The sequence below is a fragment of the Lentzea aerocolonigenes genome (assembly GCF_000955955.1).
GTDB classification, from domain to species: Bacteria; Actinomycetota; Actinomycetes; order Mycobacteriales; family Pseudonocardiaceae; genus Lentzea; species Lentzea aerocolonigenes_A.
Genome location: NZ_JYJG01000084.1, coordinates 32437 through 54455, shown reverse-complemented (window position 1 = coordinate 54455; position 22019 = coordinate 32437). Strand labels below are relative to the sequence as shown.

Below are 22019 nucleotides of genomic sequence, written 5' to 3'. Positions count from 1 at the left end.
AAGCCTCACCGCTTGAACAAGCCTCACCGCTTGCTCGAGCGTCAACCGCTGAAACTGCTGACGACTTGTGCACCGCCCCGACGTACAAGGCCAGATCTGTTAAGGAGTACCCCACCGTGTCCGAGGTCCGTCTCGCCGCTGAGCAGCGCACTGAATTCGGCAAGGGCGCAGCCCGCCGTACCCGTCGCGCCGGCAAGATCCCCGCGGTGCTCTACGGCCACGGTTCCGACCCGAAGCACCTGGCCCTGCCGGCGCTCGAGTTCGCCCGTGTTGTCCGCGAGCACGGTCAGAACGCCGTCCTCACCCTCGCCCTCGACGGCGGGAGCGAGCTGGCGCTGACCAAGACCGTCACCACGCACCCCATCAAGAACTACATCGAGCACGTCGACCTGCTGCTCGTCCAGCGCGGCGAGAAGGTCACCGTCGAGGTGCCGCTGGTCATCTCGGGCGAGCCCGCTTCGGGCACGCTGCTCACGCAGGACCTCTCGACCATCACGATCGAGGCCGACGCGCTGAACATCCCCGAGCAGATCGAGCTGTCGATCGCGGGCGTCGCCGCCGGCACCCAGATCCACGCCAGCGACCTCACCCTGCCGGAGGGCGCCACGCTCGCCGGCGATGCCGAGGCCCTGGTCGTCGCCGTCAACGAGGCGCCGTCCGCGGCGCAGCTCGAGGGCGACGAGGCGGCCGCTCCGGCCGAGGCCACCGAGGAAAGCTGAGCCCCATCACGTCGGGCCGGACTGACGGCGCGCCACCTCCTCACGAGGGGGGTGGCGCGCCGTCCGCATACCTGCGGCCGACCGAGATCCGCTCCAAGACCTTCCGCCGCAAGCGGCAGGGTTACGACCCGGAGCAGGTCAACGAGTTCATGCAGATCGTCGCGGACGCACTGGCAGGCCGGATCCGCCTGAACCCGGACCACGTGCGCACCGTCAGGTTCGCCACGGTCCCGAACGGCTACGACCCGTTGAGCGTCGACGGCGTCCTGCACGTGCTGGAGCACCAGGTCCGCAACGGCATCGTGCCGCCGACGGGCCTGGCCACCGGCGACGACCTGCACGCGCGCAAGCTCCCGAAGGCCGGCACCGGCTACGATCGCGCCGAAGTGGACGCCTTCATCACCCGCGCCGCGGCCAACCTGGACGGCCGGGGTGCCATGACCTCCACCGAGGTCCGCAACACCCGGTTCAGCACCACGTCCGGCCTGCTGGGCAAGGGATACCAGGTGCAGGCCGTGGACGCGTTGCTGGACGACCTCGAGCAGGAGTTGCGGTTCCGTGGACGATGACCTCGCCCTCATTGTCGGCCTGGGCAACCCGGGCCCGAAGTACGAGGGCAACCGCCACAACATCGGCTTCCTGGTCCTCGACGAGCTGGCCGCCCGCGTAGGCGGCAAGTTCAAGGCCCACAAGTCAGGCGCCGAGATCGTCGAGGGCCGGCTCTCCGGCCACCGCGTGGTGCTCGCCAAGCCCCGTAGCTTCATGAACCTCTCCGGCGGCCCGGTCTCGAGCGCCGCGAAGTTCTTCAAGCCCACCCTGATCGTCGTGATCCACGACGAGCTGGACCTCCCGTTCGCCGCCATCCGCATGAAGCTCGGCGGCGGCGACAACGGCCACAACGGACTCCGCTCCATCACGAAGTCCCTGGGCACCAAGGACTACCACCGCGTCCGCTTCGGCGTCGACAGGCCGTCTGGGCGCCAGGATCCCGCCGACTACGTGCTGAAGGACTTCTCCACCGTGGAGCGCAAGCAGCTCGCCTTGGAGATCGACCGGGCGGCGGACGCGACCGAGGCGCTCGTGACCAAGGGCCTGGAAGCCGCCCAAAACGCCTTCCACTGAGCCGTACGATCACGGCATGAGCAACCGAAAGGTCCATGCCGCCTAAGCGCCCCGACGTGCTGCGCGGGCTGTCCGGACGGCTGATCGCAGACATCGACCGCATCGAACGCACCCGCAACTACCTCTGGCCGGGCAGCGTCACGCTCGCGCTCGAGTCGTGGGTCCGGTACGCGGACTCTCCCGCTCGCCGCCTCTGGCTGTACGACAGCCCGGTCGACGAGTGCGAGTGCTGCCCTCATCCCGTCCAACAGCGCCGGCTCCTCGATCACGTCGTCAGCGCACTCCCCCGCAAAAGCGCGAGGGAGCTGCGCAAACGACTCCAAGCCCTGGACGACCTCTACTAGACCAGCGCGGCCGCCGCGGACCGGCGAAGCTTTCCAGACGGCGTCTTCGGCAACGTCCCCGGCGGCTGCACCACCACCGCGAACGGCCGCAACCCGACGGCATCCACGACCCGAGCCGTCACTTCCTTCACGAGAGCCTTCTCCGCCTCGGCATCCCCCGCCAGCTTCGACTCCAGCACCACGGCGAACCGCTCCCGCTGCGTCCCCGCGTCCAGCCGCACCGCCACCGCGTTGCCGGCCCGCACACCATCCACCGAGCAGGCAGCACGCTCCACATCGGTCGGATAGATGTTCCGCCCGCCCATGATGATGACGTCCTTGCGCCGCCCGCAGACGACGACCTGTCCGTCCTCCACCAGATATCCGATGTCGCCTGTGGACAGCCAGCCCTCGGAGTCCTGAGTGGCCAGAGGGCCGTTCACCGTCAGGTAGCCGGGAGTCACGGCCTCACCGCGGATCTGCAGCTCACCAACGTCCCGCACGCCGAGCACCGAGCCAGAATCGGAAACCACCCGAAGCTCCAAGCCGGGCAACGGCGGCCCGAGCAACGGGAACGCACGCCCTTCAGCAGCAGGCTCAGCGCGATGATCCGCCTCGACGGCGTCCGCATCCACCACGTCCACGGACAGACCGGAGAACAGCGGCGCGAAAGCCACACCCAGAGTGGTCTCCGCCATGCCGTAAGCCGCCAGGATCGACTCCGGACGCAACCCGAAGCGAGCCCCAGCCGACACGAAAGCCTCAACCGCTGCCGGATCGATCGGCTCGGCCCCGTTCAACGCCAGCCGCATCGACGAGAGGTCGAAAGAGTCAGCAGAGGACGCAAGACGACGAGCCACGATCGCGTAGGCGAAGTTCGGCGCCGCGGTGATCGTCCCGCGGTACCGGGTGATCAGATCGGCCCACAACGTCGGACGCGACAGGAAGTCGACCGGCGTGACCTTCACCAGCTCCAGGCCGAACAGCATCGGCACGGTCAGGAACCCGACCATCCCCATGTCGTGGAACAGCGGCAGCCACGAAACCATCACGTCGGACTCGGGATTCAGCGCCGCCGCGATCTCCATGCCGCGCGCGTTGGCCATCAGGTTGCGGTGCGTGATGCGGACCGCTTTCGGATCGGCGGTCGATCCACTCGTCAACTGCAGCAGTGCCGTGGCATCCTCGGGGGTGGGAACAGGAGCGGCGATCGGCTCTCCGTCGAGCTCGGACAGCTTGCGATAAGGGATTCCGTGCTGGTCCAGCACGGGAGACAAGGCGTCAAACGGGCTGCCGAGCAGGACCAGGCGAGAGTCGATCATGGCGAGCACCCGCAGCGTGTCCTCGGCCCACTCGGCCAGGTCGGTGCGTGGTGTGGGTTGATGCAACATCGTGACGCTGCCACCACACAGCCATGCGGCCTGCACGGCTGGGGCGATCACGGCTGGTTCGGCGGCGAGCACGGCGATCGCGGTGCCCGGCGTCACGTCGAGCGCACCGGCCATCCGCCGGGCGCGTTCGTGCACCTCGGCCCAGGTCCGGCGGACGGGAGCGGCGGGTTCACCCGTCGTCATGCCCCTGTCCCGGCCGTTTGCGGCCGTCGCCAGCATCACATCCACGAACTGACTCATGTTCGCGATCGTAGTGGCGCCGTTTGGTCCATCAGGACGAAACGTTATGCCACGCGAAACGCGATACTCCCCAGTACAGGTACGCAGGAGGAGGTCATTGGTGGATCGGGGCGGCCCCGGAGCGCAGCATTCCCTACCCGCGCATCCGGCACCTCTGCTTTCCGCGCAGGACGTGGCCCTCGTCGCGTTCCATCGTCCCCCCAAGGGCGCGCGCGGGTACGACGCGGCTGAGGTGGACGCATTTCTCGACCGGGTCGAGGACACCATGCGCAGCAGGGACATCCTCACGCGCGAGGACGTGCTCAACGTGAAGTTCAGCACCGCGATCCGGGATCCGGGCTACGACGTGAACGAGGTCAACGTCTTCATGGAACTGGTGGCCGACACGCTGCGGTCCACTCCGCAACGCCAGCAGGCCAGTGCGCCCGCCCAGGGTGCGCACGCCACGTCGAAGGGGCTCAGACCCGCGGTGCGGCTGTCTCCTGACGACGTCGGCGCGGTGCGCTTCCACAAGCCCAGACCGGGCACGCGCGGGTACCACGAGGGCCAGATCGACGCGTTCCTCGACCGCATCGAGGCGACCCTGCGCGGACAGGACAACCTGACGGCCCAGCAGGTTCAGGACGCGGTGTTCGGCGAGACCGCGCCCGGCACCTTCGGGTACGACGAGGAGGACGTCGACACGTTCCTCGACCTCGTGGTGCTCATGTTCGAGACCGCGCCGCCGCCCGCCAAGCCGGCGCCCCCGACCACGCAGCTGCCGCAGCAACAGCAACGACCCCAGCAGCGCCGTCCACAACCGCCGCCACGCCCCCAGCAGTTACCGCCGGTGCAGCAACCCGCGCAGCCCAAGGCCGTCGACGCTCCGAAGCTCACGGCCGCGGACATCCGCAACATCGCCTTCCACCGCCCTCCCCGCGGCCGCCGCGGCTACCAGGAGTCCCAGGTGGACGCGTTCCTCGACCGCATCGAGGCCACCCTGCTCGGCCAGGACAACCTGACCGGCAAGGACATCCGCGACGTGAGGTTCTCCCGTCCGCTCATCGGACGGCGCGGGTACGACGAGACCGAGGTCGACGGCTTCCTGAGCCAGATCGAGCAGCAGCTCTCCGGCCCGGTCCGCAGCATGCCGACGGTGAAGTCGTGGAAGGACCTGCGCCAGCTGCGGATCCCGCAGGCGGCGTCCGGCCAGCGCGGCTACCGCACCGCGCAGGTCGACCGGATGCTCGAGGAGATCGGCGTCGCGCTCGACGGCATGCTCGGAGCGACCTCGGAAGAGGTCCTGAAGGCGCGCTTCAGCTATGCCCTGCTCTCCGGCCAGGGCTACGACACGTCGTTCATCGACGAGCTGCTGCCCATGCTGGCGAACGAACTGCGCCGCCGCGGCCGCTAGCCGTTGTTGTTCGGGCGTGTGCAAGTACTACCAACTCGCAGTTGGTAGTACTTGCATACGCCATCAGCCCTCGACGACTTCGGCTGCCGACATCCACTGAGCTTCGACGTCGGACTCCTCCGCCAGCACGGCGCGAAGCTCGGCGTCGAGCTTCAACAAACGGTCGGGGTCGGTCGCGGCCTCGGCCAAAGCCGCGTGCAGCTCGGCTTCCTTCTTGTGCAGCACCTCGAGGCGCCGCTCCAGCCGCGCCAGCTCCTTGCGGGCGGCACGCTGGTCGGCGGCGTTCGACGGCGCCTTGTCCGCGGCCGGGGCGGCGGCAGCGTTCTCCCTGTCGCGCAACGAGTCGCGGCGCTTCAGGTACTCCTCGATCCCGCCGGGCAGGTCGGTCAGCCCGCCGTCACCGAACAACGCCACGACCTTGTCGCACACGCGCTCGACGAGGTACCGGTCGTGCGAGATCACGACCAGCGTGCCTGGCCACGAGTCGAGCAGATCTTCCAGCTGCTGCAACGTGTCGATGTCCAGGTCGTTCGTCGGCTCGTCGAGCAGCAGCACGTTCGGCTCGGCCATCAGCAACCGGCACAGCTGCAACCGCCGCCGCTCGCCACCGGACAGGTCCGACACCGGCGTCCACTGCTTCTGCGACGAGAACCCGAACCGCTCGCCCAGCTGCGACGCCGACATCTCGTACTTGCCCAGGACGACCCGGCGCGCGACCTCCTCGATCGCCTCCAGCACGCGCATCGACCCGTCGAGGTCGAGCAGCTCCTGCGAGAGGTGCGCGATCTTCACCGTCTGGCCCTGGATCCGCTTGCCCGTCTCGGGTTCGCGCTCGCCCGCCAGCAACCGCAGCAGCGTCGTCTTGCCGGAACCGTTGACACCGACCAGACCGATCCGCTCACCCGGCCCGATGCGCCACGTCAAATCGCGCACCAGCACCCTGTCCGGAATGGACAGTGTGCAGTCTTCGAGCTCGATCACCGTGCGACCCAAGCGCTTCTTGGCGAACGCCAGCAGCTCGACGTTGTCCCGCACCGGCGGCACGTCCGCGATCAACGCCTCGGCCGCCTCGATCCGGTAGCGCGGCTTGGAGGTACGGGCGGGCGCGCCGCGACGCAGCCACGCGAGCTCCTTTCGCGCCAGGTTCTGCCGCTTCTCCTCCAGCACGTCGGCGAGGCGAGTGCGCTCGGCACGGGCGTAGATCCAGTCCGCGTAGCCGCCCTCGTACTGCTCGACCTTGCCGTGCACCACTTCCCACGTGCGGTTGCAGACCGTGTCGAGGAACCACCTGTCGTGCGTCACGACCACCAGCGCGCACTTGCGGGCCAGCAGGTGTTCCGCGAGCCACCGCACACCCTCGACGTCGAGGTGGTTCGTCGGCTCGTCGAGCACGAGCAGCTCGAGGTCCTGGATCAGCGCCGCGGCCAACGCCACCCGGCGCCGCTCGCCACCGGACATCGTGGAGACGACGGAGTCCAGTCCCAGCGCCGTGATCCCGAGTCCGTCCAAAATGGACCGAACACGGGCGTCCGCCGCCCACTCGTGCTCCGCGTCGAAGCCGAGCGGGTCGATCACCGCGTGGCGCACGGTCGAGCCCTCCGGCAGCTCGGTCCGCTGCGTCACTACCGCCATCCGCAGATCGCGCGACCGCGACACCCGGCCGTCGTCGGACGGTTCCACCCCGGCCAGCACCTCGAGCAGCGTCGTCTTGCCGCCACCGTTCAGGCCGACGACACCGATCCGGTCGCCCTCGTTGACGCCGAGCGACACGCCGTCGAGCAGCGGACGGACGCCGAACGACTTCGACACGGACTCCAGGTTGACCAGGTTGGCCATCAAAACCTCACGACTTCAGAAGAAATGCCCCTGGAGAGGCTACCTACCAGGGCCAAAGCGACGGTCTCCCACCCGAAATCCGCTGGCAGGGGGATCAGGCTGCTCCTAGGCTCCGAGGTCGGCAGAACGATCCACTCGATGGAGCACGGAGGGGTGCACGGTGGTTCAGGACGAGGAAACGCAGACCACTGTGCTGTGGCGGCCGACCGGTCCGGAGGAGCTGGAACTCGTCCGGCAGTCCGGCTGGCACGCCTGGCCACCCCGTCTCCCCGAGCAGCCGATCTTCTACCCCGTGCTCGACGAGGAGTACGCGATCAAGATCGCCCGGGAGTGGAACGTGCCGCACCACGGGGTCGGCTACGTCACCCGCTTCCGGGTCGAGTCGGAGTTCCTGCGGCATTATCCGGTCCAGCAGGCCGGCGGCAGGACCATTCTGGAGCTGTGGGTTCCGGCCGAGGAGCTCGACGAGTTCAACGCGCACCTGGTCGGTCCGATCGAGGTCGCGCACGAGTTCCGCTGAGGCGCTGCGGAGCCCCTGAGCGTGTTAGGCGTGCACCTCGGGAGGAGCCGGCTTCGGCTCCTCCGTGGTGATCACGCGTGCACCGGGCACCGGCCCGTGCGCCACGCGAACCGTCCGGCAGACACCCGCACCGGCCAGCTCAGCGGCCACGCGCACCGCCGTGTCGCCGTCCTCGCACAGGAACGCCGTCGTGGGGCCGGAACCGGACACGATGCCGGCCAACGCACCCGCGTCGACACCCGCGCGCAACGTCCGGCGAAGGTTCGGCCGCAAAGACACAGCCGCAGCCTGCAGGTCGTTGCCCAGCAACAACGCGAGCTGACGCGGGTCTCCTGAGGACAGACCCTCCAGCACGGCCTCGACCGCACCGACGCGCGGCGGGTCTCCTTCCAGGCGCAGGCGATCCAGCTCGTCGAACACGTCCGGAGTGGACAGTCCACGCCGGTCGAACGCGAGCACCCAGTGGAACTGGTGACGCCCCAGCACCGGGACGATCCGCTCGCCGCGGCCGGTGCCCAACGCCGTTGCGCCGTACAGAGCAAATGGCACATCCGCGCCGAGTTTCCCGGCCAGCTCGGCCAGTTCGTCACGGCTGATCTCCAGGCGCCACAACGACGACAGGCCGACCAAGGTAGCCGCCGCGTCCGCGCTGCCGCCCGCCATGCCGCCCGCGACCGGGATGGCCTTGCGGATGACGACGCGGACCTTCGGGTCGTCCGGGTCCTTGCCGACGTGCGCGGCCAGCAGGCGAACCGCGCGCCACGCGAGATTCGAGGCTCCCGTGGGCACCTGGTCGGCGCCCTCCCCGTGGCACTCGACGCCGGGTTCGTCCGCCACCGCGACGGTGACCTCGTCGACCAGCGAGAGCGCCTGGAAGATGGTCACCAGGTCGTGGTAGCCGTCCGGGCGCACGTCACCGACGGCCAGGTGCAGATTGACCTTGGCCGGGACGCGGACCGTGACCGGGGGAGGAACGACTGCGAGCACCATGTCAGCCTACGGGCGTTCTGGGGTCGCGGACTCCTCCCCCGGTCACCGCGGATCTCAAACCGGGATCACGGATCCGTTGTAGGTCTGCTTGATGTAGTCCTTGACCTGCTGCGATCCGAGCAGCTCCGCCAGCTCGCGGATGCGCTTGTCGTCCTTCAGCTCGGTCCTGGTGACCAGACCGTTGGCGTTCGGGTTGCCCTCGGCCTTCTCCAGCGCCAGCGCGTCGGTGGACGGCTTGAGGCCCGCGTCGATCGCGTAGTTGCCGTTGATCACCGACGCGTCGGTGTCCTCCAGCGAACGGGGCAGCTGAGCGGCCTCCAGCGGTACGAACTGCAGGTTCTTGGGGTTCTCCGCCACGTCGCGCACGGTCGGCTGGTCCACGGCCTTGAGCTTGATCAGGCCGTTCGCCTCCAGCAGCTTCAGGCCGCGCGCCTCGTTCGTGGCGTCGTTCGCGACGGCGATCTTGGCACCGGACGGCAGCTCGTCGAGCTTCTTGGCCTTCTTGGAGTAGAGGCCCAGTGGCTCGACGTGGACGGGCGCGACCCACTCGACCTCGGCGCCGCTCTCCTTCGTGAACGTCGCCAGGTACGGGACGGTCTGGAAGTAGTTGGCGTCGAGCGAACCGTCGACCAGCGCCGTGTTCGGCTGCACGTAGTCGGTGAACTCGACGACCTCGATCTTCAGCCCCTTCTGCGCGGCGAGGTTGTCGGCCACGAACTTGAGGATCTGCGCGTGCGGGACGGGCGAGACGCCGACCTTCAGGGTGTCCGAAGAGGACGCTCCACCGGCCGAGCAAGCGGACAAAGCAGTCAAAGCGACCGCGATCAGGGCAGCCTTAATACGCATGACGTTCCTTTTGAGAAATTGCGGGTGGTTCAGACGGAGGCGTGCCGGCGCCGGTCGGACGCACGGGCGGCACGGGTGAAACCGAGCTGGATCAGCGTCGTGAGCACGGCGAGCCACGCCACGGTGCTCCACAGGATCCGGTCGTTGAAGCGCTGGTAGCCCTCGCGGATGGCCAGGTCACCGAGGCCACCGCCGCCGATCACGCCGGCCATCGCGGAGTACCCGATCAGGGCGATCACCGTCACGCCGATCGCGTTGATCAGGGCGGGCAGCGACTCGCGGATGAGCACCGAACGCACGATCCGCAGCGTCGAGGCACCGGTCGTGACCGCGGCCTCGACCACGGTCACGTGCACCTCGGACAGGATGTTCTGGACGAGCCGCCCGACGAACGGGATCGCACCGACGGCCAGCGGCACGATGACCGCCGTGCTGCCGATGGATCCGCCGACGATCAGGCGGGTGACCGACGTGAGCGCGACGAGCAGCACGATGAACGGCATCGAGCGGCCCAGGTCGGTGATGAAGCCGAGAACGCGGTGCAGGACCGGGGCCGGTCGCAGGCCACCAGGAGCGGTGAGCTGCAACCAGACTCCGACCGGAATTCCGAAAGCCGTGGCGATCACGGTGGAGACGCCGACCATGTACAGCGTCTCCCCGGTGGCCTCGACGAGGTAGCTCACCACGTCGGACCAGGGTGTTGCAGACCTCACGCAGCTACTCCCTGCGGCCCCTTCAGGGACCTCTGCACAGCGCCGCCGGCCTCGCTGATCCACTCCAGCGCGGAGTCGGACCGCTCACCGTTCAGGCCGAGGCGGAACCGCGCGACCGGGGTCTCACCCAGGCGCGTCAGGCCGCCACCGACGATGTTCAGCTCGACGCTGAACCGGTGCGCCGCCTCTGGCAGCAGAGCGCCGACCGCGGCGAACCCGACGAGCACGACGTCAGCCACGCGGTCGTAGGTGCTCTCGTTGATCGGGTTCAGGTCGACGGCGGGCAGCAACGCGCTGCTCGTGCGGCTGCCGGCGTCGTTGACCAGGTCGAGCACCTTGCCGTGCTCGACGACGCGGCCCTGCTCCAGCACGGCGACGTCATCGCAGATCTTCCGAACCACGCCCATGTCGTGCGTGACGACGAGAACGGTCACACCCAGTTCCGCGCGCGCACGGTCGAGCACGGTCAGCACGGAACCGGTGGTCTCCGGGTCCAGGGCCGACGTGGGCTCGTCGGCGAGCAGAACGCTGGGGTTCGCGGCGAGTGCACGCGCCACGGCGATGCGCTGACGCTGCCCGCCGGACAGCTGGTCGGGGTAGGCGGCGGCCTTGTCGGTCAGGCCGACGAGGTCCAGCAGCTCGCCCACACGGGTGCGGCGCTGCGGTCCCGGGATGCCGGCGGACTCGAGCGGCAGGGCGATGTTGCCGGCGGCGGTGCGCTGCCGGAGCAGCGAATCCCCTTGCGGCACAACGCCGATCTGCCTGCGAGCGGCCCGCAGCGCAGACCCGTCCAGCGCGGTGATGTCCGTGCCGTCGACGCGGATCGCACCCGAGTCGGGGCGCTCCAGCAGCGCGACGCAGCGGGCGAGGGTCGACTTGCCGGCCCCGCTCGGGCCGACCACGCCGAGCACGGTGCCCGCCTCGACGTCGAGGGTCACGCCGTTGAGGGCGTTGACACCCTGGAAGGACTTGGTGAGGTTTTCGACAGTGATCACTTCTACTCCACGGCTGCGCGCGATGGCACACACGCCTCGTGGGCGGTGCGCGATCGGAGTTCTGCTGCTCAGGTGTGCGCCACTCTTAGGCTGAGTGCGCGTCAAAGGACTTTGAGAAGGCGCCTTAGACGAGGTGGCGACGACATGCAGAAGACGTGCGGCGGCACTGGTCGACGACTCGCCGGCGCGTCAGCATTCGCGTGGTACCCATGTGATCCTCCATCGGTCCTGGCGTTAGCACCTGCCCGCATCCAGCGGGTGGTTGCTGCGACGTCGTAGAGCCAGGTCTCTCAGTCGCTCCGGATGGCATCTAGCAGTCAACCGGACGCACGTTCGGTTGCGCAAGCCAGAATCCGATTCGTTCGACAGATCACACTGTTGGCCGATGGATCCCCGGCCTAGACCTCAGCGATCCGGATGAAGTCGATCACGCTCAGCTGCTCGCCCCTGGCCTGCGGGTCGATGCCGGCCTTTTCGAGCAGTTCGTCGATGTTGACGTCCTGCGTGGCCGCCCACCCCTTGAGGGCCGCGCGGAGGGTCTTGCGGCGCTGCGCGAAGGCCGCGTCGACGATCCCGAAGAGCCTCTTGCGGTCCACTGTGGACAGCGGGTTTTCGTGGCGGTGGAACGAGACCAGACCCGAGTCCACATTGGGAGCCGGCCAGAAGACGTTCCTGCCGACCGGGCCCGCTTTCTTGGCCTTGCCGTACCAGGCGATCTTCACGCTGGGGACGCCGTAGATCTTGCTGCCGGGCTCCGCGGCCATCCTGTCGGCGACCTCGGCCTGGACCATGACGAGGCCCTTCTTGAGGCTTGGCAGCTCGTGCAGGAGGTGCAGGACGACCGGGACGGCGACGTTGTAGGGCAGGTTGGCCACGATCGCCGTCGGCTGGACCGGGAGGTCCTCGTGGGTGACCTTCATGGCGTCCTTGAGGACGACGTGCAGCTTGGCGGCGTTCTCCGGGTCCATCTCGCTGACGGTCTGCGGGAGGCGGTCTGCGAGCGGCGGGTCGATCTCGACCGCTACCAGCCGCTTGGCGCTGGGCAGCAGGGCGAGAGTCAGGGAACCCAGGCCCGGGCCGACCTCCAGGACGACGTCGTCCTCGGTGAGGCCGGCGGCGGTGACGATCTTGCGGACCGTGTTGGGGTCGTGCACGAAGTTCTGGCCCAGCTTCTTGGTGGGTCGGATGCCCAGCTCTTCGGCCAGACGTCTCACTTCGGCGGGTCCCAGCAGGCTCACTTGAGCATTCTCGCAGGTGGCCCGGTACGACGAAGGCCGCCCCCGGCGAACCGGGAGCGGCCTCGTCAAGCAGGTTCAGCGGTTTACGGCAGGCCCAGCTTCGCGCGGCAGCCCGGCCAGGCGCCGTAGGTGCCGCCGGCGCGGTCGCGGAGCTTCGTCGCGATCGCGATCTGCTGCTCGCGGGTGGCCTGGTGCGGGAGCTGGGCGTACTGGGTGCCGCCGTTGGCGGCCCAGGTGCCCGCGTTGAACTGGAGACCGCCGTAGTAGCCGTTGCCCGTGTTGATGTCCCAGCGGCCGCCTGCCTCGCAACCGGCGAGGCGGTCCCAGACCGCGCCGTCGGGAAGGGGCTTGGTGCCGACGGTGACCTTCTTGGGCTTCGGCTCCTTGGTGACCTTGCCGCCGATCTTCTCGCGGCTGATCTCCTTGCCGTTCTTCACGGTCACGCGGTAGGTGGCGATCTGCTCGCCGGCCTCGCCGGGGTCGGTGACCTTCTGCTCGCCCGCGTTCATGTTCGGGTCGTTGGTCTTCTCGACCGGCGGGGCGACCGGCTCGTTCACGTTGATGACCGTGACGCCCGTGCGGGAGATGTAGACCTCGGCGCCGGTGGCCAGCTTGACGTCGGTGCCGGAGGCGACCGCGTCCTCGGGGCCGAGCGAGAGGTTCTCGTTCTTCAGCAGCTCGTCGACCGTGACGGCGGTGGTCTGCACCTCGCGGACCGGGTTCGCGCCGTCGAAGAGCTTGATGTTCTTGCGGGTCTTGACCTCGAGGTTCATGCCCTCGAGCGGCACGTCCTGCGAACCGGGGGCGGAGAACCAGGCGCCCTCGGTCGGCACGCCCATCTGCTTGGCGGCTTCCTCGACGGTGACCGAGCGGACCCAGTCCTCCTTGGCCTGGCCGTCGATGCTCATCTTCACGAGCCGGCCGCGGTCGAGGGTGATCTTGCCGCCGTCGGAGATCGGGGCGTTCAGCGAGGGCGACAGGGCGTCGTGCTCACCGACGACGATGCCCTCCTCTGCCAGCACGTCGCCGACCGTGCCCTCGTAGGAGTGGACGGTCTGCATCGCACCGTCCACGTCGACCGTGAGGGACTTGTCCATCGCCATGGCGGTCACGCCGCCACCGGAGATCGAGACGAGGACCGCGGCGACCGCACCCTTGAGGAAGCGGCGCTTCCAGTTCGTGACGGTCTGGACGAGGACCTGCGGGTCGTCCTTCTCCTCCGCCTCCGACGGGAGGACGAGGGGCGGCATGATCGTCGTCTCGGCGTTGATGAGACGGATCAGCTCGTCGACGTCGACGTTCGCCGTGGCGAGGAGCTCGTCGGCGTCCGGGCCGAGCACCTCGAGCACGTCCGCGGGCGAGATGCTCAGCGCACCGGCGGGAAAGCTCGGGTGGGGATCAACGACGCCGACCGCGGTGTTCCCGACCGGCGTGAACCAGTCGGTGTCGTCGTTGAAGTCGTACGGAGCGGCAGTTCTGTCGCTTCCAGACACTGGGTCGATACCTCCATTGCGGAAGCTCGAGGCCACCGCACAGTTGGCGCTGCAAAGATCATTCGAGGGTTGAGCTCGAAGGTTCCCGGCAACTCCTCCTACGTGGTCTCGCTTCTTCGCGCTTCTGGCTTGGGTCCCGCCCCGACTGCGGGCGTGCTCCCAACCGACTGGGTCGGTCCGGGTGGCACGGTCACGGGACAGTAACGGGGTCGCGGACGTTGCGCAAACACCCCCGCCAATGTTGTGACCTCAGTCACCCCATGGGGGTAGGAACCCTTTGCTCCGTTCGTCTTACATCGCATCTCAGTAACCAAGTCCGAACACTCGTTGAGCATTACGGGTGACGGCGGAGCAGAGTTCAGAAAGATCTTCGCCACGGAGAGTGGCCAAATCCCGAACTGTGTAATTCACACAATAGGGTTCGTTTGGACGCCCCCTGAACGGATGCGGCGTCAGGAACGGGGCATCTGTCTCGACCAACAGCTGATCTTGCGGCACCAGTTGGGCCGCCTCGCGAAGAGCACGGGCGTTCTTGAACGTCACCGGGCCCGCGAACGACAGCACGTACCCCGCGTCGACGCACCGCCGGGCGAAGTCCGCGTCGCCGGAGAAGCAGTGGAAGACCACAGTGGACGGTGCGCCCTCGGACTCCAGCACCTTCAGGATGTCCTCGTGCGCGTCCCGGTCGTGGATCATCAACGGCTTCCCGACACGCTTGGAAAGGTCGATGTGCCAACGGAAAGCCTCGTGCTGCGCGGCCGGCGGCGAGTAGTCCCAGTAGTAGTCCAGACCTGTCTCGCCGATCGCGACCACGCGGTCGAACGCAGCGAGCCGCTCCAGTTCGGCCTTCTCGTGATCACCGAACGAAGACGTGCGGGTCGGATGCACGGCCACCGCCGCGTACACCCGCGAGTCCCAAGTGGACGCCTCGGCGGCCCACTGCGCGGCGGCCAGGTCGTCCGCCACGGTGATCACGTGCGAGACCCCGGCGGCCTCGGCCCGGTCCAGGATCTCCGCCACACCGGCCGGATCGGTCGCGCCACACGCGTCGAGATGCGTGTGAGCGTCGATCACCGGTGCCGGAAGAGCTTCCGGCACCGGCGGTCGTTCACGCTTGTCAGCCACTAGTCGGTGACGATCGGAGCCCACTCGGGCCCGGTCTCGCCCAGTTCCTTCTCCAGCCGCGGGAACAGCGGCGTCGGCTTCTGCAACGGCCGGCCCACCTCCAGCGGCGTGGACTCCCACTTCGCCTGCTCACCGGCGTAGTCACCGGTCAGCACCGGGTACGAACGGTCAGGCACGTCCAGGTCGGTGACCTCGGTCATCTCCGGTTGCGCGGCCCACACGCCCGTGCCGCCCAACGCCTCGTGCACCTTCTGCGCCGAGTGCGGCAGGAACGGCGTCATCAGCGTGTTCGCGTCCTGCACGACCTGAAGAGCCGTGTGCAGCACCGAGTCGCGACGGTCCGGGTCGTCCTTGAGCTTCCACGGCTCCTGGTCCGACAGGTACTTGTTCGCCGCCGAGATCACGCGCATGGCCTCGCCGGACGCCTGCTTGAACCGCGACCGGCGCAGGTGCGCGCCGACCGTGTCGAACGCGGCCTTCGACTGCCGCAGCAGCTCGTGGTCGGCATCCGTCAACGCGGTCGCCTTCGGGATCGCGCCGACGTTCTTGTGCGCCATCGAGATCGAGCGGTTGACCAGGTTGCCCCACTCGTTCGCCAGCTCGAAGTTCGTCCGGCGGACGAACTCCTCCCAGGTGAAGTCCGTGTCCTGGTTCTCGGGGCCCGCCACGGAGATGAAGTACCGCAGCGCGTCCGGCCCGAACTCCTTCAGGAAGTCGCCGACGTAGATCACGGTGCCGCGCGACGTCGAGAACTTCGAGCCGCTCATCGTCAGGTACTCCGACGACACGACCTCGGTCGGCAGGTTCAGCGTGCCGAACCGGCCGGGCTCGCCGCCCTTGTCGCCGGCGCCGTTCTGCCCGAGCAGCAGCGACGGCCAGATCAGCGAGTGGAAGACGATGTTGTCCTTGCCCATGAAGTAGTAGCCCTGGGCGTCACCCGTCCAGAACTCCTGCCAGGCGTCGTCGTTCCCGGAACGACGGGCCCACTCCACGGACGCGCTCAAGTACCCGATCACGGCGTCGAACCACACGTAGAACCGCTTCATCGGCTGGTCGCTCCACCCGTCGAGCGGGATCGGCACACCCCAGTCGAGGTCGCGGGTGATCGCACGCGGCCGCAGGTCCTTGATCAGGTTCTGCGAGAACTTCAGCACGTTCGGGCGCCAGTCCGTGCGCGTCGACATCCACGAGCCCAGCGACTCGATGAACGACGGCAGGTCCAGGAACAGGTGCTCGGTCTCGATGAACTTCGGCGTCTCGCCGTTGATCCGCGAGCGCGGGTTCTTGAGGTCGATCGGGTCGAGCTGGTTGCCGCAGTTGTCGCACTGGTCACCGCGCGCGCCGTCGTACCCACAGATCGGGCAGGTGCCCTCGATGAAGCGGTCGGGCAGCGTCCGGCCGGTCGACGGGCTGATCGCGCCCATCTCGACCTTGGGGATGACGTAACCGTTCTTCCACAGCGCGGAGAACAGGTCCTGCACCACCTGGTAGTGGTTGCCGGTGGTCGTGCGGGTGAAGAGGTCGTAGGAGAGCCCGAGGCCCTGGAGGTCAGACGCGATCACACGGTTGTACTTGTCGGCGAGCTCACGAGCCGTGAGCCCTTCCTTCTCGGCCTGCACCTGGATCGGTGTGCCGTGCTCGTCCGTGCCGCTGACCATGAGCACCCGGTTCCCCGACATGCGCATGTAGCGGGAGAACACGTCGGAAGGGACACCGAAACCGGAGACATGACCGATGTGCCGTGGGCCATTGGCGTAAGGCCAGGCCACCGCGGTCAGTACGGAGGCACTCATGCACATAGCCTACGGAGGCGGTGCCAGCCGGTTTACCAAGGCCTCCCGTCTGGCGATCTGCTCCCCGGTACGTTGTCACCGTGCGAACGGCGTACAAATGCCGGGCTTACCCGACGTCCGACCAGGCCAGGTTGCTGAATCGCACTTTCGGGTGCGTACGCCTGGTCTGGAACAAGACTCTGGACGAGCGCTCACGCCGCTACCAGATCGACGGCGCTCGCACCTCGTACAAGCAGACCGATGCCCAGCTGACCGAGTGGAAGCGCACCGAGGATCTCGCGTTCCTATCGGAGGTGTCGTCAGTGCCGTTGCAGCAGACGCTGCGGCACCAGCACACGGCATTCCAGAACTTCTTCGCGGCACGCGCCCGCTACCCCAGGTTCAAAAGCCGCACCGGCCGCCAGAGCGGAGCAGATGTAAGACGGCGAGGTCCCGCTCGCCGCAGTCCGCGGTGAAACAGGAAGCTCGTGCCGCGAGGCACGGTTCGAAGTCAATGCATGGGAGGTCGGTTTGTCCGCGACCAGGATGCTGGTGCTCGGCGTGGTGAAGCTCGTCGGCGAGGCACACGGTTACGTGGTGCGGCGCGAGCTGAAGTCGTGGGCGGCGGACCAGTGGGCGAACGTCCAGCCGGGCTCGATCTACCACGCGCTGAAGTCGCTGGCCAAGGACGGACTGCTGGAACCGGTCGGCACCGAGTCCGGCGAAGGTCCGGCCCGCACCACCTACAAGATCACCGCAGCCGGTGAGCACGAGCTCCAGGACCTGCTCGCTCACGCGCTGGGCGACGCGACCGCCGGCAACGACGAGGTCTCCGCGGGCGTGGCCATGATCAACCTCGTCCCCCGCAGGCAGGCGGTCGTGCTGCTGAAGAACCGGCTGGCCGGGCTCGAAGGGCAGGTCCCGCCGACGCGGCACGGCATCACCTCGATGCCGGAGATGGGCAAGCCGCAGCACGTCAGCGAGCTGTTCCGGCTGTGGCTCGTCCACCTCGAAGGCCAAGTGCGCTGGACTGGCGAGCTGATCGAACGCCTGGAGGCCGGCGAGTACGCGCTCAAGGACTAGTCAAACTTGATTAGTTCCCGCTAACCTCTAGTCAAAGTTGACTAGAGGGGATTCAGTCATGATCAAGGCACGCGGCCTCGCGCGCCGGTTCACGACGAAGCTCGGCCCTGTCGAAGCAGTTCGAGGGGTCGACATCGACGTTGCCGAGGGGGAGCTCGTCGGGTTCCTGGGCCCGAACGGCGCAGGCAAGTCCACGACGCTGCGCATGCTCACGACGCTGTTGGAACCGACGGCGGGCGAGGCGATCATCGCCGGGCACGACCTGCTGACCGATCCGGCCGGGGTGCGCCGCAACATCGGGTACGTCGGGCAGAAGAACAGCGCGAGCGCCGACCAGCGCGTGGCGGACGAGCTGGAGTTCCAGGCCCGCTTCTACGGCATCACCAAGCACGACGCCCGCAGGAAGATCGCCGAGCTGCTCGAACGGTTCGAGCTCACCGGTCTGGAGAAGCGCGGCGTCATCACGCTCTCCGGCGGCCAGCAGCGCAGGCTCGACATCGCGATGGGCCTGCTGCACGGCCCGCGGCTGCTGTTCCTGGACGAGCCGTCGACCGCGCTCGACCCGCAGAGCCGCCGCAACCTGTGGGACCACGTCAAGCAGCTCAAGGCCGACGGCGTCACGGTCTTCCTGACCACGCACTACCTGGACGAGGCCGACTTCCTCAGCGACCGGCTGCTGGTGATCGACCACGGCCTGATCGTCGGCGAGGGCTCACCGGACGAGCTGAAGAGCCGCGTCTCCGGCGACCTGGTCGTGCTCGGCACACCGCAGGCCTCGCTCGTCGCCACCAAGTTCGAGAACGCGGTGGTGGACGGCGAGAAGGTCAGCTTCCGCATCCCGGACGGCGACCGCGCGCTGCCCGCGTTGCTGCGCGACCTCGACCAGATCGGCGTCGAGCTGCACTCCGTCCAGGTCCACCGGCCGACCTTGGACGACGTCTTTCTGACCATGACCGGCCGTTCACTCCGGGAGGAGAGCAATGTTGCGTGACACCTGGCTCGTCTTCGCCCGCGTGATGCTGCCGGTGGTACGCAACCCCGTCGCGGTGATCTTCGGGTTGTCCCAGCCGTTGCTGTACCTGGGCCTGTTCGGGCCGCTGCTCGGCGACACCGGCTGGCAGTGGTTCGTGCCGGGTCTGCTGGTGCAGATGGCGTTGTTCGGCACGGCCTACGCGGGCTTCTCGCTGCTGCCCGAGGTGCGGGCGGGCGTGATGGAACGGCTGCGGGTCACGCCGGTCAGCCGGGTCGCGCTGCTCGTCGGCAGGGTCGGCAAGGACGTGGTGCTGCTGGTCGTGCAGGGCCTGCTGATCATGCTCGCCGCGATGCTGTTCGGTTTCCGCGCGTCTCCCGGACAGATCCTGCTCGGGCTCGGACTCGTCGCGCTGCTCGGCGTCGCCATCGGATCCGTGTCGTACGCGATCGCGTTGAAGGTGAAGCTGGAGTACGTCTTCGCGTCCGTGCTGTCGTCGACCATCGTGCCGTTGATGCTGCTCTCAGGCGTGCTGCTGCCGATGTCCAACGGGCCGAAGTGGCTCTACTGGTTGTCTCGGGTCAACCCGTTGGCGCACGTCGTCGACGCCGAACGCTCAATCTTCAACACCGGTTCGCTCCTGTTCGGCCTGGTATCGGTGGCCGCGTTGGTGCTGGTCGGCGTCTTCTACGGCGTCCGGACGTTCAACCGCGAGTCAGCTTGACTTGATCGCGGCGTCGTAGAGGGCCTTCTTGCTGATGCCGGCCGCCTCCGCGACCTCGGCGGCGGCCGACTTCATCCGCTCCCCGTCGGCGACGCGCTGCTTGACCTCGGCGACCAGGGTCTCGATGTCCGGCTTCTCCTCGGCAGGAGCCGGACCGAGGACGACGGTGATCTCGCCGCGTGCGCCTTCCACGGCCCACTCGGCGAGCTCGGCGAGAGTTCCCCGCACGACCTCTTCGTACTTCTTGGTCAGCTCGCGGCACACGGCGGCGGAACGGTCCGGTCCGAGCACCTCGACGGCGTCCGCGAGCGTGTCCGCGAGCCGATGGGGTGCCTCGAAGAAGACGACGGTGCGTTGCTCGGTGGCCAAAGGCGCGAACCAGCGCTTGCGCTCGCCGGACTTGCGCGGCGGGAAGCCGTCGAACGCGAACCTGTCACTCGGCAGGCCGGACACGGCGAGCGCGGTCGTCACGGCGGACGGCCCCGGCAGGCAGGTGACCTTGAGGTCCTGCTCGACACACGCGGCCACCAGCCGGTAACCCGGATCGGACACGGACGGCATTCCGGCATCGGTCACCAGCAGCACGGTCTGGCCGTTCTGCAGCGCCTCGAGCAGTCCCGGCAGCCGCGCGGTCTCGACCTGGTCGTAGAAGCTGATCACCCGTCCGGACGGTTTGACCTGCAACGCGGCCGCGAGACTGTGCAACCGCCGGGTGTCCTCCGCGGCGATCACCTCGGCTGTCTCCAAGGCCTCGACCAGGCGTGGGGAAGCATCGCGGATGTCGCCGAGCGGGGTGGCGGCCAGAACCAGACGGCCTGAACCGGATACAGGACTCACATGCTTCACCCTACGATCGGCGGCGTGACAGTCCTCGTGCAGCCAGGAGAGGCGCCCGTCGTCGTCGAGGAGCCACGCACGGATCGTGCGGCAGCGCTCGACCCGCCTCCGTCCGGAGACCGCATGCGCGGGTGGCTCGTCACGATCGTCGTGACGCTGATCGGCGCCGTCGTCCGGTTCTGGAACCTCGGGTATCCGACCGACAAGGGCACGCCGATCTTCGACGAGAAGCACTACGTGCCGCAGACGGCACAGGTGCTGCGCAACGGCGGCTACGAGGACAACCCGGGCTACGAGCTGATCGTGCACCCGCCGCTCGCCAAGCAGCTGATGGCGATCGGCCAGGAGCTCTTCGGCTACGACGGCATCGGCTGGCGGTTCGCGTCGGCGTTGGCGGGTGCGATCACGATCCTGCTGATCGTCCGGATCGCCCGCCGCCTGACCCGCTCGGACCTGCTGGGCGCGCTGGCCGGCGTGCTGCTCATCGCGGACGGCGTCTCGCACGTCCAGTCGCGGATGGGCATGCTCGACATCTTCCTGGCGCTGTTCGTCGTCGCCGCGTTCGGCTGTCTGGTCGTGGACCGCGAACAGGTCCGTGAACGACTAGCGGTGGCCGTGCGCGAGGGGTTCGTCAACAACTCGGCGTTCGGGCCGTGGCTGGGCTTCCGCTGGTGGCGCTTCGGTGCGGGCATCTCGCTCGGCCTCGCGTGCGGCGTGAAGTGGTCAGGCATCTGGTACATCGGCGCGTTCGGGCTGCTGACGGTCGTCTGGACCGCCCTGGCGCGCCGGGCAGCCGGTGTCGAGGAGCCGTGGCTCGGCGCGATCGCGAAGGACCTGCTGCCGTCGCTGGGCGGTCTCGTCGCGATTCCGGTGCTGGTCTACGTCGCGACCTGGTTCCCGTGGATGGCGAGCGAGACCGGCATCGACCGGCACGTGGTCGGCGGCAAGGTCAAGGACATCTCGTACATCCCGGATGTCCTGCAAGGGCTTTGGTACAACGCCAAGACGGTCTACAAGTTCCACGTCGAGCTGGTCACCTCGGCGACCAACCGGCACCCGTGGGAGTCGAAGCCGTGGACGTGGCCGATGGGCCTGCGTCCGATGCTCTACTACTACGAGAGCAGCGTGACCGGCTGCGGCGCGGCGTCGTGCGTCGGCGCGATCATGCTGATCGGCACGCCCGCGATGTGGTGGCTCGCGTTCCCGGTGATCGGCTGGGCGCTCTTCCGCACCATCGGCAAGATGGACTGGCGCTACGCCGGCGTGCTCGTCGCGTACCTGGCCGGGTTGCTGCCGTGGTTCCTCAACCTCGACCGCCAGATGTACTTCTTCTACACGACGCCGATGGCGCCGTTCCTGGTGCTGATGATCGTGCTGGCGCTGGGCGAGATCCTGGGGCGGCGCACGGCCGGTTCCGAACGCCGCGGCACGGGTCTGCTCGTCGTGGCGCTGTACGTCGGCATCGTGGTGGCGAACTTCGTGTGGCTGTGGCCGATCTTGAACGGCGTGCCGATCACACCGGAGATGTGGCAGCAGGAGCTGTGGCTGCCCAGCTGGCGCTGATCTTGGCCCGCTTGCCGCAGGTGCGTTAGGGCACTCAGCAGCGTCCCCACCAGGAGCGATGAGCTAACATCCCCCAATCTTCAGCACGATCGAGTGACTCCAAATCGAGGTACATCTCGCCCTGAG

At 68.1% G+C, this 22019-nt stretch carries 22 protein-coding genes and 1 riboswitch; of the genes, 11 read left to right on the top strand and 11 right to left on the bottom strand.

From position 1 onward, the window contains the following. Positions 1–116: 116 nt before the first annotated feature. The 4 genes from UK23_RS14105 to UK23_RS14090 are packed head-to-tail and all read left to right on the top strand — an operon-like array spanning position 117 to position 2185. On the top strand, positions 117–719 hold the full coding sequence (locus tag UK23_RS14105; protein WP_045311933.1) for a 50S ribosomal protein L25/general stress protein Ctc: 603 nt from the start codon (positions 117–119) through the stop codon (positions 717–719). A gap of 5 nt (positions 720–724) precedes the next feature. After that, positions 725–1288, top strand: a complete 564-nt coding sequence (locus UK23_RS48615) for a DivIVA domain-containing protein (protein WP_231114507.1) — start codon at positions 725–727, stop codon at positions 1286–1288. Continuing rightward, complete coding sequence (gene pth / locus UK23_RS14095) at positions 1278–1841, top strand: aminoacyl-tRNA hydrolase (RefSeq protein WP_045311932.1); 564 nt, start codon at positions 1278–1280, stop codon at positions 1839–1841. The genes UK23_RS48615 and pth overlap by 11 nt, the downstream gene beginning before the upstream one ends. A gap of 35 nt (positions 1842–1876) precedes the next feature. Continuing rightward, on the top strand, positions 1877–2185 hold the full coding sequence (locus UK23_RS14090) for a hypothetical protein (protein WP_045311931.1): 309 nt from the start codon (positions 1877–1879) through the stop codon (positions 2183–2185). On the opposite strand, the gene UK23_RS14085 is transcribed toward UK23_RS14090, so the two are convergent. Further along, positions 2182–3795 (bottom strand): fatty acyl-AMP ligase, encoded by a 1614-nt coding sequence (locus tag UK23_RS14085; RefSeq protein WP_045311930.1) that lies wholly within the window; start codon positions 3793–3795, stop codon positions 2182–2184. The two genes, UK23_RS14090 and UK23_RS14085, sit on opposite strands and share 4 nt — an antisense overlap. A 100-nt stretch (positions 3796–3895) precedes the next feature. On the opposite strand from UK23_RS14085, the gene UK23_RS54810 reads away from it, so the two are divergent. Beyond that, entirely contained in the window at positions 3896–5188 is a 1293-nt protein-coding gene (locus UK23_RS54810; protein WP_196777732.1) for a DivIVA domain-containing protein, read from the top strand. A 63-nt stretch (positions 5189–5251) separates the two neighbouring features. Here UK23_RS54810 and UK23_RS14070 read toward each other — a convergent pair whose 3' ends face one another. Then, positions 5252–7024: an ABC-F family ATP-binding cassette domain-containing protein gene (locus tag UK23_RS14070; RefSeq protein WP_045311929.1), complete on the bottom strand. Its 1773-nt coding sequence runs from the start codon at positions 7022–7024 to the stop codon at positions 5252–5254. Between the two features lie 160 nt (positions 7025–7184). Here UK23_RS14070 and UK23_RS14065 point away from each other — a divergent pair, with 160 nt between their 5' ends. Further along, the gene (locus UK23_RS14065) at positions 7185–7544 is read left to right on the top strand and encodes a hypothetical protein (RefSeq protein WP_045311928.1); all 360 of its coding nucleotides are present in this window, start codon (positions 7185–7187) and stop codon (positions 7542–7544) included. 24 nt (positions 7545–7568) lie between these two features. Here UK23_RS14065 and UK23_RS14060 read toward each other — a convergent pair whose 3' ends face one another. The 8 genes from UK23_RS14060 to metG form a co-directional block, all read right to left on the bottom strand. Continuing rightward, positions 7569–8534, bottom strand: coding sequence for a 4-(cytidine 5'-diphospho)-2-C-methyl-D-erythritol kinase (locus tag UK23_RS14060; protein ID WP_196777731.1), 966 nt, complete (start codon positions 8532–8534; stop codon positions 7569–7571). Between the two features lie 54 nt (positions 8535–8588). Further along, positions 8589–9380 (bottom strand): MetQ/NlpA family ABC transporter substrate-binding protein, encoded by a 792-nt coding sequence (locus UK23_RS14055; RefSeq protein WP_045311927.1) that lies wholly within the window; start codon positions 9378–9380, stop codon positions 8589–8591. Positions 9381–9409: 29 nt separating this feature from the next. Next, positions 9410–10093: a methionine ABC transporter permease gene (locus UK23_RS14050; RefSeq protein ID WP_045311926.1), complete on the bottom strand. Its 684-nt coding sequence runs from the start codon at positions 10091–10093 to the stop codon at positions 9410–9412. Further along, a complete protein-coding gene (locus UK23_RS14045) occupies positions 10090–11088 on the bottom strand; it encodes a methionine ABC transporter ATP-binding protein (protein WP_045311925.1) in 999 nt (332 codons plus the stop codon). The genes UK23_RS14050 and UK23_RS14045 overlap by 4 nt, the downstream gene beginning before the upstream one ends. 216 nt (positions 11089–11304) lie before the next feature. Then, a riboswitch (SAM riboswitch) is annotated at positions 11305–11398 on the bottom strand. Positions 11399–11486: 88 nt separating this feature from the next. Beyond that, positions 11487–12320, bottom strand: coding sequence for a 16S rRNA (adenine(1518)-N(6)/adenine(1519)-N(6))-dimethyltransferase RsmA (gene rsmA / locus UK23_RS14040; RefSeq protein WP_045311953.1), 834 nt, complete (start codon positions 12318–12320; stop codon positions 11487–11489). Positions 12321–12409: 89 nt separating this feature from the next. After that, positions 12410–13819 (bottom strand): resuscitation-promoting factor, encoded by a 1410-nt coding sequence (locus UK23_RS14035; protein WP_052684651.1) that lies wholly within the window; start codon positions 13817–13819, stop codon positions 12410–12412. A 303-nt stretch (positions 13820–14122) separates the two neighbouring features. Continuing rightward, positions 14123–14917: a TatD family hydrolase gene (locus UK23_RS14030; RefSeq protein WP_082114645.1), complete on the bottom strand. Its 795-nt coding sequence runs from the start codon at positions 14915–14917 to the stop codon at positions 14123–14125. A gap of 26 nt (positions 14918–14943) precedes the next feature. Further along, a complete protein-coding gene (gene metG / locus UK23_RS14025; protein ID WP_045311951.1) occupies positions 14944–16737 on the bottom strand; it encodes a methionine--tRNA ligase in 1794 nt (597 codons plus the stop codon). 80 nt (positions 16738–16817) lie between these two features. Between metG and UK23_RS14020 the strand changes: the two genes are divergently transcribed. From UK23_RS14020 to UK23_RS14005, 4 genes are read left to right on the top strand one after another with little or no spacing between them, the layout of a single operon-like run. Then, positions 16818–17192 (top strand): RNA-guided endonuclease InsQ/TnpB family protein, encoded by a 375-nt coding sequence (locus UK23_RS14020; protein ID WP_045311923.1) that lies wholly within the window; start codon positions 16818–16820, stop codon positions 17190–17192. A 55-nt stretch (positions 17193–17247) separates the two neighbouring features. Further along, positions 17248–17799 carry a PadR family transcriptional regulator gene (locus UK23_RS14015; RefSeq protein WP_045311922.1) on the top strand — a complete coding sequence of 184 codons (552 nt, stop codon included), beginning with the start codon at positions 17248–17250 and terminating at the stop codon, positions 17797–17799. Positions 17800–17857: 58 nt separating this feature from the next. Next, a complete protein-coding gene (locus UK23_RS14010; protein WP_045311921.1) occupies positions 17858–18790 on the top strand; it encodes a daunorubicin resistance protein DrrA family ABC transporter ATP-binding protein in 933 nt (310 codons plus the stop codon). Beyond that, positions 18780–19493 carry an ABC transporter permease gene (locus UK23_RS14005; RefSeq protein ID WP_045311920.1) on the top strand — a complete coding sequence of 238 codons (714 nt, stop codon included), beginning with the start codon at positions 18780–18782 and terminating at the stop codon, positions 19491–19493. Before UK23_RS14010 ends, UK23_RS14005 begins: the two co-directional genes overlap by 11 nt. Here UK23_RS14005 and rsmI read toward each other — a convergent pair. Further along, positions 19485–20330: a 16S rRNA (cytidine(1402)-2'-O)-methyltransferase gene (rsmI, locus tag UK23_RS14000; RefSeq protein WP_045311919.1), complete on the bottom strand. Its 846-nt coding sequence runs from the start codon at positions 20328–20330 to the stop codon at positions 19485–19487. The genes UK23_RS14005 and rsmI overlap by 9 nt on opposite strands. Between rsmI and UK23_RS13995 the strand changes: the two genes are divergently transcribed. Continuing rightward, complete coding sequence (locus UK23_RS13995) at positions 20331–21893, top strand: dolichyl-phosphate-mannose--protein mannosyltransferase (RefSeq protein WP_045311918.1); 1563 nt, start codon at positions 20331–20333, stop codon at positions 21891–21893. The last annotated feature ends 126 nt before the right edge of the window (positions 21894–22019 follow it).

Excerpts from the sequence above, each read along its gene's own strand:
- UK23_RS14010 (WP_045311921.1), top strand. The coding sequence starts at position 17,858 with ATGATCAAGGCACGCGGCCTCGCGCGCCGGTTCACGACGAAGCTCGGC.
- UK23_RS14085 (WP_045311930.1), bottom strand. The coding sequence starts at position 3,795 with ATGAGTCAGTTCGTGGATGTGATGCTGGCGACGGCCGCAAACGGCCGG.
- UK23_RS14070 (WP_045311929.1), bottom strand. The coding sequence starts at position 7,024 with ATGGCCAACCTGGTCAACCTGGAGTCCGTGTCGAAGTCGTTCGGCGTC.
- UK23_RS14090 (WP_045311931.1), top strand. The coding sequence starts at position 1,877 with ATGCCGCCTAAGCGCCCCGACGTGCTGCGCGGGCTGTCCGGACGGCTG.
- UK23_RS13995 (WP_045311918.1), top strand. The coding sequence starts at position 20,331 with ATGCTTCACCCTACGATCGGCGGCGTGACAGTCCTCGTGCAGCCAGGA.
- UK23_RS14060 (WP_196777731.1), bottom strand. The coding sequence starts at position 8,534 with ATGGTGCTCGCAGTCGTTCCTCCCCCGGTCACGGTCCGCGTCCCGGCC.
- UK23_RS14055 (WP_045311927.1), bottom strand. The coding sequence starts at position 9,380 with ATGCGTATTAAGGCTGCCCTGATCGCGGTCGCTTTGACTGCTTTGTCC.
- metG (WP_045311951.1), bottom strand. The coding sequence starts at position 16,737 with ATGAGTGCCTCCGTACTGACCGCGGTGGCCTGGCCTTACGCCAATGGC.
- UK23_RS14005 (WP_045311920.1), top strand. The coding sequence starts at position 18,780 with ATGTTGCGTGACACCTGGCTCGTCTTCGCCCGCGTGATGCTGCCGGTG.